Origin of the sequence: Ruegeria arenilitoris (assembly GCF_013032445.1) — a bacterium.
GTDB lineage: Bacteria > Pseudomonadota > Alphaproteobacteria > Rhodobacterales > Rhodobacteraceae > Ruegeria > Ruegeria arenilitoris_F.
On sequence record NZ_WQCA01000001.1, the window covers coordinates 222,836 to 235,911 of the forward strand.

16 protein-coding genes are annotated in these 13,076 nt (G+C 57.6%); 7 read left to right on the forward strand and 9 right to left on the reverse strand.

The features are described 5' to 3' along the window. Positions 1–2 precede the first annotated feature (2 nt). The 7 genes from mltG to fabD all read right to left on the reverse strand — a co-directional run bounded on the left by mltG (position 3) and on the right by fabD (position 6,341). Positions 3–1,163: an endolytic transglycosylase MltG gene (gene mltG / locus GOW98_RS01075; RefSeq protein WP_170329211.1), complete on the reverse strand. Its 1,161-nt coding sequence runs from the start codon at positions 1,161–1,163 to the stop codon at positions 3–5. Further along, the gene (fabF, locus tag GOW98_RS01080; RefSeq protein ID WP_170329212.1) at positions 1,164–2,429 is read right to left on the reverse strand and encodes a beta-ketoacyl-ACP synthase II; all 1,266 of its coding nucleotides are present in this window, start codon (positions 2,427–2,429) and stop codon (positions 1,164–1,166) included. A gap of 205 nt (positions 2,430–2,634) precedes the next feature. Further along, complete coding sequence (locus GOW98_RS01085) at positions 2,635–3,378, reverse strand: HisA/HisF-related TIM barrel protein (protein ID WP_170329213.1); 744 nt, start codon at positions 3,376–3,378, stop codon at positions 2,635–2,637. Between the two features lie 120 nt (positions 3,379–3,498). Continuing rightward, entirely contained in the window at positions 3,499–4,038 is a 540-nt protein-coding gene (locus tag GOW98_RS01090; protein ID WP_170329214.1) for a GNAT family N-acetyltransferase, read from the reverse strand. 142 nt (positions 4,039–4,180) lie between these two features. After that, entirely contained in the window at positions 4,181–4,414 is a 234-nt protein-coding gene (locus GOW98_RS01095; protein ID WP_008756330.1) for an acyl carrier protein, read from the reverse strand. A 209-nt stretch (positions 4,415–4,623) separates the two neighbouring features. Beyond that, positions 4,624–5,361 (reverse strand): 3-oxoacyl-[acyl-carrier-protein] reductase, encoded by a 738-nt coding sequence (gene fabG, locus GOW98_RS01105; protein WP_170329216.1) that lies wholly within the window; start codon positions 5,359–5,361, stop codon positions 4,624–4,626. Positions 5,362–5,402: 41 nt separating this feature from the next. Next, on the reverse strand, positions 5,403–6,341 hold the full coding sequence (fabD, locus tag GOW98_RS01110; RefSeq protein ID WP_170329217.1) for an ACP S-malonyltransferase: 939 nt from the start codon (positions 6,339–6,341) through the stop codon (positions 5,403–5,405). 170 nt (positions 6,342–6,511) lie between these two features. On the opposite strand from fabD, the gene GOW98_RS01115 reads away from it, so the two are divergent. Beyond that, positions 6,512–7,738: a cytochrome b/b6 domain-containing protein gene (locus GOW98_RS01115; RefSeq protein ID WP_170329218.1), complete on the forward strand. Its 1,227-nt coding sequence runs from the start codon at positions 6,512–6,514 to the stop codon at positions 7,736–7,738. Between the two features lie 54 nt (positions 7,739–7,792). On the opposite strand, the gene GOW98_RS01120 is transcribed toward GOW98_RS01115, so the two are convergent. Next, positions 7,793–8,365: a YceI family protein gene (locus tag GOW98_RS01120; protein ID WP_170329219.1), complete on the reverse strand. Its 573-nt coding sequence runs from the start codon at positions 8,363–8,365 to the stop codon at positions 7,793–7,795. Between the two features lie 126 nt (positions 8,366–8,491). Next, complete coding sequence (locus GOW98_RS01125; RefSeq protein WP_170329220.1) at positions 8,492–9,010, reverse strand: hypothetical protein; 519 nt, start codon at positions 9,008–9,010, stop codon at positions 8,492–8,494. A gap of 283 nt (positions 9,011–9,293) precedes the next feature. Here GOW98_RS01125 and rpsF point away from each other — a divergent pair, with 283 nt between their 5' ends. From rpsF to GOW98_RS01155, 6 genes are all read left to right on the forward strand, one after another. Next, complete coding sequence (gene rpsF, locus GOW98_RS01130) at positions 9,294–9,647, forward strand: 30S ribosomal protein S6 (protein ID WP_170325294.1); 354 nt, start codon at positions 9,294–9,296, stop codon at positions 9,645–9,647. A 27-nt stretch (positions 9,648–9,674) separates the two neighbouring features. Continuing rightward, complete coding sequence (gene rpsR / locus GOW98_RS01135) at positions 9,675–9,902, forward strand: 30S ribosomal protein S18 (RefSeq protein ID WP_005608650.1); 228 nt, start codon at positions 9,675–9,677, stop codon at positions 9,900–9,902. A gap of 12 nt (positions 9,903–9,914) precedes the next feature. Further along, entirely contained in the window at positions 9,915–10,535 is a 621-nt protein-coding gene (gene rplI / locus GOW98_RS01140) for a 50S ribosomal protein L9 (RefSeq protein WP_170329221.1), read from the forward strand. A gap of 152 nt (positions 10,536–10,687) precedes the next feature. Beyond that, complete coding sequence (locus GOW98_RS01145; RefSeq protein ID WP_170329222.1) at positions 10,688–11,164, forward strand: lytic transglycosylase domain-containing protein; 477 nt, start codon at positions 10,688–10,690, stop codon at positions 11,162–11,164. 237 nt (positions 11,165–11,401) lie between these two features. Next, positions 11,402–12,103: a helix-turn-helix transcriptional regulator gene (locus GOW98_RS01150; RefSeq protein WP_170329223.1), complete on the forward strand. Its 702-nt coding sequence runs from the start codon at positions 11,402–11,404 to the stop codon at positions 12,101–12,103. Between the two features lie 97 nt (positions 12,104–12,200). Further along, positions 12,201–13,049, forward strand: a complete 849-nt coding sequence (locus GOW98_RS01155) for an acyl-homoserine-lactone synthase (protein ID WP_170329224.1) — start codon at positions 12,201–12,203, stop codon at positions 13,047–13,049. Positions 13,050–13,076 lie beyond the last annotated feature (27 nt).

Consider the following 13,076-nt stretch of genomic DNA (forward strand, 5'->3'; position numbering starts at 1 on the left):
TCTTAGTTGCTCGAGCTGTTTCGCTCGGCTTCGATCTCTCGCCATTTAGCAACGTTGCGGTTGTGCTCGTCCAGAGTTTCGGCAAAGGCGTGCCCGCCTGTACCATCCGCAACAAAGAAGACATAGTCAGTCTCTTCCGGCGCCACAGCAGCCTCGAGGCTTGCAAGCCCCGGATTGGCAATCGGCGTCGGCGGCAGACCATCGATTACGTAAGTATTCCATGGCGTTGCCCGACGAAGCTCACTCCGCCGCAAGCCACGACCCAGCACGCCCTGACCTTTGGTGACACCATAAATCACCGTCGGGTCCGTCTGCAGCTTCATGCCCTTTTCAAGCCGGTTCACAAAGACGCTGGCCACCTGGCCACGCTCATGCGGAACACCGGTTTCTTTCTCGATGATTGAGGCGAGGATCAACATCTCTTCGGGGCTGCTGATCGGCAAATCATCCTGCCGGTTTTCCCAGACCGCGTTGATCCGCAACTGTTGCTTCGCTTGCATGTCCTGCAGCAAAGCAGCCCGGTCATCGCCCGAGGCTAGCTCATAACTGTCGGGGGCTAGCAAACCCTCGGCCGGTATCTCGGACACCTCACCAGTCAGCGCGTCGATACCCTTCAGCGCCTCAACCACCTGCCATGAGGTCACACCCTCAGCAACCGAAACGCGATAGCGGGTGTCGGAATCCTGACGCTTTTCAGTGTATGCGGCAGGGGCTTCTTCCTCACCAGCCTCGAAACTGGCGATTTCGACAAAGTCCAACGTGGCCGGGTCCAGTTCGCGTACTCGGGTCTGAACCCGCGTGACGCCGATGCGATATTCGATCTCAGACCCGCAGGTGCTGGCGCCGCTGCTTGTGATCTCGTCGATGATCTGCTCCATCGACGCACCTTCACGCACCAGAAAGCTGCCTGCTTTCAGTTGCTGGGCCTTGTCGGTGTAATCCGCACCCATCCGGAAGATCATGGCGCTGCTTATAGCGCCCTCATCCTCAAGCTGCTGGCTAACGCGAGTCATGTTAGATCCGCTTTTGACCTGCAGGCACATAGCGGTTTGCAGCGGGCCCTCGGACTTGTATTGCGACTGCCCCCAAAGGATCAAACCGCCGATCAGGAACAGGCTGACCACCAGGATGGTCAGCGCGTTCGATGCCAAAGCCCGCCACATTTAGCTGACCTTTCCGAAGATCACGCTCGCGTTGGTGCCGCCAAAGCCGAACGAATTCGACAGGGCCACGTTGATCTCACGCTCGCGTTTGGCGTTGGGTGCCAGATCAATCGGCGTTTCAACCGCCGGGTTGTCCAGGTTAATCGTTGGCGGAGCAACCTGATCGCGGATCGCCAGGATCGAGAAGATTGCCTCAATTGCGCCAGCCGCACCCAGCAGGTGACCGGTGGCCGACTTGGTTGAGGTCATAGTCGCGTTTGCTGCGTGGTCGCCCAGAAGACGTTCCACAGCACCCAGTTCGATCGTGTCCGCCATGGTCGAAGTGCCATGCGCGTTGATGTAGTCCAGATCCTTCGGCTCCAGCCCGGCGCTGCGCAGCGCGGCTTTCATCGAACGTTCGGCCCCATCGCCATCCTCGGACGGCGCGGTGATGTGATAAGCGTCGCCGGACATGCCATAGCCCAAAACCTCGGCATAAATCTCCGCGCCGCGCGCCTTGGCGTGCTCGTATTCTTCCAGAACGACGATGCCCGCGCCTTCGCCCATGACGAACCCGTCGCGGTCGACATCATAGGGGCGGCTCGCCTTCTTGGGATCGTCGGCATACTTGGTCGACAGCGCCTTGCACGCGTTAAAGCCCGCAATGCCGATTTCGCAGATACAGCCCTCACCGCCGCCTGCAACCATCACGTCCGCATCACCTGCGCGGATGATGCGGCTGGCGTCACCAATCGCATGCGCACCGGTCGAACAAGCCGTCACGACCGAGTGGTTCGGCCCTTTAAACCCATGGCGGATCGACACCTGACCAGAGGCCAGGTTGATCAGTGCTCCGGGAATAAAGAACGGCGACACGCGGCGCGGGCCCTTGTCGCGGATCAGGTTGGCCGTGTTCGCGATGGACCCAAGCCCACCAATACCGGACCCGATTAGAACGCCCGTGCGCAGGCGCGCCTCTTCGTCCTCGGGCAACCAATCGGCGTCCTTGCAGGCCATCTCAGCTGCGGCGATCGAAAACAGAATAAAGTCTTCGATCTTGCGCTGCTCTTTCGGCGGCATCCAGTCGTCGGGGTTGAACGTTCCGTTTGTCCCGTCTCCGCGCGGCACTTCGCAGGCATAGGTCGTGGTGACCCCGCTTGCCTCAGCGTCGAACTGAGTGATCGGACCCGCACCGGATTCTCCGTCCAGCAGCCGTGACCAAGTTTCCTCGACCCCGCTGGCCAAAGGAGTGACCAATCCCAGACCGGTTACAACGACTCTGCGCATGAAATGCCTCTTGCCTGCTTCCTGTTTGAGAACCGCTCATACCCCGGCCCGGGGGCCGGGGGCAAGAGCAACGGCATATTCCTTTCCGGCAGCATCCTGCCAAAACCGAAAAGATACTCTGCTTGCGATCACAAGAACGGCTCAGAATTGAAAAAACCGCCCGTTGCCCAGAAGGGCAACAGACGGCTTACGATTTGTCCGTCAGTTACTGGAACTGCGCGACCGGTTCATGTGCGGCTTGCGCCACTTCCAGCGCGTCGGCCAGATCGATCGACTTACGGAACAGCGCGCGGCCAACAATCGCGCCCGAAATATTCGGGATATATGCCAAACGCGAAATATCATCCGAAGTCCGCACCACACCACTGGCGATGACCGGCGTACGGGACTTTTCTGCCAAACCGGAAATCAGGCCCAACTGCGCCTCAACATCTTCCATGTCGCTGTCGATATCCGTCACCAAAATGGCGGCAAACGGTGTATCGGCGAACGCCTCGATATAAGCTTCCGGGGTGAAAGCGCTTTGGCTGCGCCAACCTTCGGTCATCACCTGCCCTTGCCAGACATCCACAGCCAGAACGATCTGATCCGGATAAAGCTTAGCGAGTTCCTTGACCAAGATCGGATCCCATGCAGCCAACGTACCGATGACAATACGCCCTGCGCCTTTGTCGATCCAGTGCTCGACTTGTTCGCGAGTACGCATACCACCAGCCAATTGCACCGACATTTCAGACGAGCGAATGATCTCTTCAACCAGTTTGACGTTGGTATCTCGTCCTTCGATCGCGTCGAAGTCGGTCAGTTGCATCCACTCCGCACCAGCGGCCGACCAGCCGCGCGCTGTTTCAACGGGGTCCACATGCCAAATCATAGCTTCATCCAGACGGCCTTTTTCCAGTGTCACACACCGGCCGTTCTGCAGTTCCATAGTGGGATAAATCCTCATGAGCACGCTCCTCCGCTCAATCGCATTGCAATTCACAGTATCATACAGACCGGAACAAACGCGAATATTACCAGTTTCGGCAAACTGAGGACATTTTGCGGCATCACACCCAAATTGAGACTACCTGCGTGCAGGTGGCCCGTTCCGCCGCAGCAATACGACCGGAGTGCCATTGTATTCGCATTCTCGCATCACGGAATAACCCAGCTTTTCGGCTAGTTTCTGCGAGACTGAATTCGCCGAATTTACCATTGCAACCAACGGCCCCGGCATGATGCGATCAAACCAGTCGTGGGCCGCCTGAGCGGCCTCAAAACCCAGCCCCTGCCCCTGAGCCTCTGGCACCAAAATCCATCCCGCTTCAGGGAAGCTGTCAAAATCTTCGCCCAGCGCTCGATTGCCATAGAAAAACCCGGCCTGACCGATCATTGCCCGATTCGATTGCTGCAGTACGGCCCATTGCCCAAATCCGGCCATCTGCCAATGCCCGGCGTTGCGCAGAAACGAGTCCCACGCCTCACCGCGCGATCGTGGCTTGCCACCGATATGGCGCACGATACAGGGGTTACGCCAAATCTCGGCGAACCGGTTGAAATCCTCCGGCCGCATGCCGCAAAGCATCAGGCGCGATGTGTTTATTGTCGGGGTGGATCGCATCATGCCCTGCCCGCTCTGGATTATTGTGCCTCAAAGGCGATCGTTGCGAACGAAGCCATATCCTGACAAGCCCGAAATCCACAACGCACAAAAAAACGGCGCCTCCGTTGCCCGGAAGCGCCGTTTTTTAAGGATTTCGAAGCGATCAGGATGCTTCGGAGATGAATTTGACGGCGTCGCCAAAAGTCTGGATGGTTTCGGCTGCGTCATCCGGGATCTCGATGCCGAACTCTTCTTCGAAGGCCATAACCAGTTCAACGGTATCCAAGCTGTCTGCGCCCAGATCGTCGATGAACGAAGCGTTCTCGGCTACTTTGTCTTCTTCAACACCCAGGTGCTCAACAACGATCTTTTTAACGCGATCTGCGACGTCGCTCATGTCTATTCCTCATTCCATTTCAGGGCGTAAAGCCCGGTTCAGCCCTTGCCCGCTCAGGCTGGCTTTGATTTGCCCGGTTCGGGCGGTTTGGGTCCCCGAATTACCGGGAAAGTAGAAGGCCGACCGTTTGGTCGACCCCTGCATACATGCGCCGCCTATAGCACAGACAACGCCCGAGGCAAACGCTTTCGCGCCCGCCTCGCCTGCGATCACAACATGGCCATGCCACCGTTCACATGCAAGGTCGTTCCTGTGACATAACCCGCTTCGGGGCTGGCAAGGTACAGAACTGCCGCAGCAATTTCCGACGGCTCGCCCATACGACCGGCTGGGACCTGCGTCAAGATACCGGATTTCTGATCGTCAGTCAGCTTGTCGGTCATCGCAGTGGTGATGAACCCCGGAGCCACCGCGTTAGCAGTGATTCCGCGGCTTGCAACCTCGTAGGCCAGCGACTTGGTCATACCAACCATACCCGCCTTAGACGCGGCATAGTTGACCTGACCGGGGTTACCGGTCGCGCCTACCACGGAAGAGATGTTGATGATCCGGCCCCAGCGCGCCTTCATCATGCCACGCAGAACGCCTTTGCACAGCTTGGCAGTGGCGGTCAGGTTCACGTCGATCACGCTCTGCCATTCATCATCCGACATGCGCATGAACAGGTTGTCCCGCGTGATGCCCGCGTTGTTGACCAGAATGTCGACCGATCCCATCGCATCCGCCGCCTGTTTCGGCAGCGCCGCAACGGCTTCGGGATCACTCAGGTTGCAGGGAAGAACATGGGCACGCTCACCCAGCTCTTCCGCCAGCGCCTGCAGAGGCTCGACCCGTGTACCAGACAGCCCGACAGTGGCCCCCGCTGCGTGCAGAGCACGCGCGATATCGCCCCCGATACCACCCGAAGCGCCGGTGATCAGCGCATTCTTACCTGTCAAATCAAACATTCGGTTTCCCTCTTGGTGCGTCCTAACAGGACGTTTTCAACTTATGATTCGGCCTGAGTGACCTTTTGCACGTCGTCCGGCGTCCCAACGGCCTTGCCTGCGATGTCACGGTTGATCTTGCGGATCATACCCGACAGCGCCTTGCCGGCGCCGATCTCCCATGTCTCGGTCACGCCCTGCGCTGCCATGTACTGAACGCTTTCACGCCAGCGGACCGATCCGGTGACCTGCTCAACCAGCAACTGACGGATCAGGTCCGGGTCGGTAACCGCTTCGGCGCGGACATTGGCCACCAGCGGTACGGCAGGTGCCTTGATTTCGACCACGGCCAGCGCTTCGGCCATCACATCGGCTGCAGGCTGCATCAGCGCACAATGGAACGGGGCACTCACCGGCAGCATCACCGCGCGCTTTGCGCCTTTTTCCTTGGCGATTTCAGCCGCGCGTTCAACGGCGGCCTTGGCACCCGAAACCACAACCTGCGTCGGGTCATTGTCATTTGCGGCCTGACAAACCTCACCTTGCGCAGCCTCTTCGGCCACAGCGCGGACAGCATCCAGATCAAGGCCGAGAATTGCAGCCATTGCGCCTTCACCCACCGGAACGGCGCTTTGCATCGCCTGACCGCGGGTGCGCAGCAGACGAGCCGTATCTGCAACCGACAAAGCACCAGCAGCGGCCAAAGCCGAACATTCGCCCAGCGAGTGACCAGCGACGAAGGCAGCATCTGTCACCGAAACGCCCTCGGCCTCCAGTGCGCGCATCGCAGCGATCGAGGTTGCCATCAGCGCCGGCTGCGCGTTCTGTGTCAGCGTCAGGTCCGCGATGTCACCTTCCCAGATCAGGCTGCTCAGCTTTTCGCCCAGCGCCTCGTCGACCTCATCGAATACAGCCTGAGCAGCCGGGTAAGCCTCGGCCAGAGCCTTGCCCATCCCGATGGTTTGGGCACCCTGCCCCGGAAAAACGAATGCGCGTGTCATTGCGACCTCTTGGATGACGTTAGGTTGCGGGCGGGTGTAAACCGAGTGCGAACGCGGCACAAGCATTGCCTGACCTCTGCACTGTGGCACTTTTGATGTGCGCATCCCGCTATTGAGTCCTGATCCCATGGCTTTAGGTTGAGCCCAGTCATCTCACCCCGGAGCAACCAATGCCCTCGACCAACACATTTTCCAGCTACGGCAGCGTGACAAAGACGTTCCACTGGCTGACCGCCCTGCTGATCTTCACGGCGCTGCCGCTGGGATGGATCGCCAATGATCTGGCCCACGCGATCTATGACCCCTCGATCCCGACCACCGAGGACGATATCGCCCGGGCGACCCGCCTGTTCTCGCTGCACAAGACCGTGGGTATCACTGTATTCTTTGTCGCCCTTGCCCGCATTCTGTGGGCGGTGACGCAGACCAAGCCGGGGTTACTGAACGCTGAGAACAAACCCGAAGCCTTCGCCGCCGAAACCGTTCACTGGATGCTCTATGCCTCGCTGGTTCTGGTGCCGCTGAGCGGCTGGTTGCATCACGCTGCCTCGGAAGGGTTCGCGCCGATCCTGTGGCCATTTGGGCAAAACCTGCCCTTCGTGCCCAAGTCACCCTTTGTCTCTGAGGTGACTGCCGGCCTGCACTGGCTGTTTATCTGGGTTCTGGCCGGGTCCCTGATCCTGCACATTGCCGGGGCGCTCAAGCACCATGTGGTCGACAAGGACAGCACCCTGCGCCGCATGTTGCCCGGCCATTCGGACGCGCCCGAGCCCCCTGCTCAGCATCATTCACTGATCCCTGCTGTCGCGGCACTGGCGGTTTGGGGGGCGGTATTGATTGGCGGCTGGTCTATCGGCATCTTCTCAGACCACTCCGCCGCGGCGACCGACACCGCCGAACTGACTGATGTGCAGTCGGACTGGCAGGTGCAGGAAGGTGACTTGTCCATCACAATCACCCAGTTGGGCAGCCCGGTGACCGGCCAATTCGCAGACTGGACCGCCGCAATCGCCTTTGAAGACCCGGCAGAGCCGGGGCTGGCTGGAACGGTAGACGTGACGATTGCCATCGCATCACTAAGTCTGGGCACCGTAACGGATCAAGCCATGGCCGCCGATTTCTTTGACAGCGCCCAGTTCCCAACCGCCCAGTTCAAAGCCGACATCTTCAAGACAGACACCGGGTATGAAGCGCGAGGCCCACTGACTATCCGCGACAAATCGGTGGACGTCGTGCTGCCGTTTACCCTCGACCTGCAGGAGAACACCGCCGCAATGACCGGCGAACTGGAACTGAACCGACTGGATTTCAGCGTTGGCACCTCTCAGCCGACTGAGGAATCACTAGGATTTGGGGTCGTTGTCTCAGTCAATTTGACGGCCGAGCGACAGAGCTAAAAAAACCGCCGGGGCAACACCCCGGCGGCTTCTTTCCAAAGGATCGAAGCTGACTTATTCAGCTTTCTGCGCCTCGACCGAAATCCGGACTTCGACTTCGTCACTGACGAATGGTGCGAATTGGCCTAGGTTGAATTCGCTGCGTACCAAGGTGGTGGTCGCATCGAAACCCGCCCAGGGTTTATTCGCCATCGGGTGGTCCGCAACTTGATTGAGCTTGGCGTCCAGAACCACTGATTTCGTCACACCGTTCATGGTTAGATCGCCGGTGATGTTGGCGGTGCCCTCGCCGGTGACCTCGATACCGGTCGAAGTAAACGTGATCATGTCGCCTTCGGCCACACCAAAGAAATCCTCGGTCATGAAGTGATCTTCGCGCGGCTTCCAGCCGGTGAACATCTCGATGACGGGCATCGAAACGGAAACGCTGGATGCGGCGGGGTCTTCCTGGTCGAACATAATTTCGCCTTCAAAGCCCGAGAACATACCGGTTGTGGTCGAGAAACCAAGGTGGTTATAGCTGAAGACCACCTGGCTGTGGCTGGGGTCCAGAGTGTATTTCTCGGCGCTTGCAAACGCCGAGGTCGCCGAAACGGCCAGTGCAGCAGCAAGAAGGGTGGATTTCATAACAATCTCCGCAATTTTGTGGATGCAAACCATTTGGGTTGCTCGGTAACGAAAATGTGCTGCCCAAGGGCAGCACACAAGTTATATTCTCTCACAGTTTCTGTTCCTAGATGAACAGAATAAAAATCAGGCGAAGATTGTTACACTTCCGCTCAATTGGCCTTTGAGCGCCCGGCTGACATCCGCCGATTGCAACGGCAGCTTCATCAGCAGGCTGCCATCGACATCGAACAGCTCAACCTGGTCGTCCGCAAAGCGCGCGCCACCCAGTGTGTCATAGCTGCGACGAAGAACAGTTTGCGGCCGTCCGTTTTCATTCTTTTGAAGCACCCGAACCTCGCGACGGATTGGATCGAAATAGGCATCAGGACGGGCATCAAGGGCCTGGATCGTTAGAAGGCTGACGCCAACCAACAGGAACAACAGCGACGCAGCCAGCTTGATTGGCCAGACCTCGGCAGCCAGCGCGGAACCGGGCATCAACCACATAGAAAACGCCATTACGACCAGAAAGGCACCCACGAGGCGGGCAAGAACCATTCGAACCTTCCAGTTCGGCGCGAAAGTAATCAGAACGGGTACAGATTTCTCATAGATCGCGGCGCTTGGGGCCTGTTCAACTGAATTCGTATTGATCGCACTCATATCTATCACCCTGTTCTTCAGGTTAGTCATGGGTTCCGTCTTTCCGGATAACCCTTGGTATGGAAAACAACTTCGAGCCGAAAAGCGTCAGGAATTAGGCGGCGCAATGGAATTAGCACGACTTCACAAAGGCATGTGCGGCGGGGCTTGCCCCTCACGCTCAAACGTGTATATCGGGCCATCCTTCGCTAATCACATGAATCGCGCAGCCTCTCGTGGCAGGGTCGCGAAGGACCAGATGGCCCCGCCTATGAAATGCGCCTTGATAGAAACAGGAGTGCACATGCCACTGTATGAGCATGTAATGATCGCGCGTCAGGACCTGTCCAACGCGCAGGCAGAAAGCCTCGTCGAACATTTCGGCACCGTTCTAGCTGACAACGGCGGCAACGTCGTCGAAAGCGAGTACTGGGGCGTCAAGACGATGGCCTACAAGATCAACAAAAACCGCAAAGGCCACTATGCCTTCCTGAAGACAGACGCCCCTGCTGGCGCCGTTCAGGAAATGGAGCGCCTGATGCGCCTGCACGAAGACGTCATGCGCGTTCTGACCATCAAGGTCGACGAGCATGCCGAGGGCCCCTCGGTCCAGATGCAGAAGCGCGATGAGCGCGAAGGCCGCCGCGAGCGCCGCTGATCAACGCCTGACGAAAGGACATAAACCATGGCCGCAAAACCATTTTTCCGCCGCCGCAAGGTCTGCCCGTTCTCGGGTGAGAACGCGCCGAAAATCGACTATAAAGACACCCGTCTGCTGCAGCGCTACATCTCTGAGCGCGGCAAGATCGTACCCTCGCGCATCACCGCCGTTTCGGCGAAAAAGCAGCGTGAACTGGCCCGTGCTATCAAACGCGCCCGCTTCCTCGCCCTGCTGCCCTACGCCGTGAAGTAAGGAGAGACTGACATGCAAGTTATCCTGCTGGAACGCGTTGCGAAACTGGGTCAGATGGGCGACGTCGTTGACGTCAAGCCCGGCTACGCCCGCAACTTCCTGCTGCCCCAAGGCAAAGCCCTGAGTGCATCGGACGCCAACATCGCGTCGTTCGAAGCCCAGAAAGCGCAGCTTGAGGCCCGCAACCTGGAAACCAAGAAAGAAGCTGAAGCACTGGCTGAAAAGCTGGACGGTCAGCAGTTCATCGTGATTCGCTCGGCATCGGATGCCGGTGCTCTGTACGGCTCGGTCACCCCGCGTGACGCCGCAGACGCTGCAACCGAAGCTGGTTTCACTGTCGACAAGAAACAGATCGCCCTGATCGCTCCGATCAAGGAACTGGGTCTGCACTCGCTGGCAGTCAAGCTGCACCCCGAGGTCGAAGTTGAGATCAAGATGAACGTCGCCCGTTCGGAAGAAGAAGCCGAACTGCAGGCGTCGGGCAAATCGATCCAGGAACTGGCCGCGGAAGAAGAAGCTGCTGCTGAATTCGAGATCGCCGAACTGTTCGACGACATCGGTTCCGCCGCTTCCGACGACGAAGACCTGGTTGCTGAAGAAGCTCCGGCTGAAGAAGACGAAGCCAAAGCCTGACACGGCTGAAATAAGAATTGGAAGGGCTGCGCGTTTTGCGCGGCCTTTTTTTTGCACACGCCCATCGGGCAAAATTCAGCCAGATGAAATACCTACTCTTGCGCAGCACGTCCCGTTTCATATCATCGTGCCCTGAATTTCGGAGTACACAGATGACATCTTTCTTGCGCCGCAGCGTCTTAGCCGTATTGCTAACTGCCCCTTTCGCCGCCTGTGGCGGGCCAGACACGCCGACGCAGAACACGTTCGATCCCCCGCTCTACCCCAACGAAACACCCGAGCTGCGCGCATCAATCAACCACTGGGCGGACCACTATGAGGTCCCGCGAGAATTGGTGCACAAGCTTGCAATCCGCGAAAGCACACATCGTCCCTGGGCGGTAAACCGACCCTACTACGGCTTGCTGCAGATCCTGCCGGCGACAGCGCGCTCAATGGGCTATTCTGGAAATGCACAGGGTTTGCTGGATGCGGATACCAATCTTGAATATGCCGGCAAGTACCTGCGCGGTGCGTGGTTGCTTTCGGACGGCGATCAGAAACGGGCGATTTTTCTGTATGCCAAGGGGTATTACCCAGAGGCTAAAGCGAGAGGTATGTTGGTTGAAACAGGACTTGTGCCCCAGTGACCCTCCGCGCAACTTCAGTTAAAAATATGGACATCCGACGCGAAATAGCGTCAAAATGGATCGTAGTTCGCCCTTTTGGGGCGGATTCGTAATATTCTGTTGCGCGAAGCACGCATTATGTTTGTTCGATATGAACTATTCCCTTGCGCCCGACGCGCCATTTGACGCAACGTATACTGGAGTAAAGACGGACTTGGCACTTTAGGGGATGAGGAGTGCCGAACAAAGGTTGGACAGGTGAAACTCATAGACTTGGCTGCGCTCGACCATCAAGAGAAGTCGACCGCTGACATTATTAACTCGGTCTGCGAGGAACTTGGCTTTGACTATGCGTCTTATGCCACCATGAATCCTGTGAAAGGTGACGTCCAAGGGTATGCAAATTACCCGGACGAGTGGAAGATTCACTACGGCAGCCACGGCTATCACCACTTTGATCCGACGATCTATCAGTCCGTTCTTAGCATCGCACCGGTCGATTGGAGCCGCTTTAATCACGATGAGAAATTCAACGCCGTTTTCCGCGACGCCCATGACTTTGGGATAACCCCACGAGGTTTGACGGTGCCCGTTCGCGGCCCCTACGGAGAATGCGGGATACTCAGCGTGACGCGCGACTGCTCGGACCATGAGTGGGAAAACCTGAAGAAACGTGTGATGGGCGATCTGCAGATGGCAGCCGTTCAGGCGCATGACACAGTCATGCAATCCGGCGTCCTTGCCAAAGCCCTGTACCTTCCAGCCCTTTCCACGCGAGAAAAAGAAATCCTGCAATGGGTGGCCGAAGGTAAGTCCCAACAGGATATCGGCGACATCCTGTCCATTTCTCATCGGACCGTAGAAGTTCACATGCGTTCGGGTCGCGAAAAACTGGGCGCATTGACCACCCCGCAGGCCATTGGCCGAGCCATTGGTTTGGGCCTAATTGCCCCTGGCTAGGCAAAAAAATCAAAAAAATACGGGAAATCCCCAATAGTTTCTGGTCACAAATTGGTTAACTGTTGAAACACGGTAACCAGACTGTAGGGGGATGGAAATGATCATCGTCATTGATGGTATCAACCAACACAAATTCAAAGACGTCTTGGACGAAATGTTCAAATTGCGGGCCCGCGTATTCGGGGACCGCTTGGGCTGGGAGGTCAACATCGTAGACGGTCGCGAACGCGACATGTTCGATGACCTTAATCCTGCACACGTGGTCAGCATCAACGACGAGGGGGACGTTGTTGGATGTATGCGCCTGTTGCAGACCACAGGACCGCACATGTTGGCGGACGTGTTCCATTCGATTCTGGACGGTGAACCGCCTCTGCGCAGCTCGCAGGTTTGGGAAGCGACACGGTTCTGTGTCGACACCAAGAAACTTGGTCGCGGGCGTGGCAAAAACTCAGTTTCTTATGTCACCAGCGAAGTCATGATCGGCTCGTTCGAATACGCAAAGACCGCTGGTGTACTTGACTCAATCGCTGTGATCGATCCGGTTATGAACCGCGTTCTCCAGCGTTCGGGTAACGCACCCTATGACTATCTCGGAAACGCCAAACCTATGGGTAAGGTGGTCGCGATGGCCGCGATGATGGATTGCTCGGATGAGCGTATCACGGGGATCCGTGACTATGCGGGCATCGAACATGATGTCTTTCTGACCGAGGAACAAGCGCTGGAGCTGTTTGCTCACAGCAAAACCCTACCCCCGGCGAATGTCGATCATCAGCCGCTGACCGAGCTTGAGAAGTACTTTGTCGAACAGATGCATTCGGCGAGAACGCAAGAAGAAGTCGACGCTATCCTGAAATTGATCGAGGCGCTATCGGACCGCTTCACGCCAGAGCAGAAGACAGCTCTGCTAAGTACCCCCCGTGCTTTTGCTCATGAGGCCTGACCCCCTCACCTCATAGTACAAAAGCCA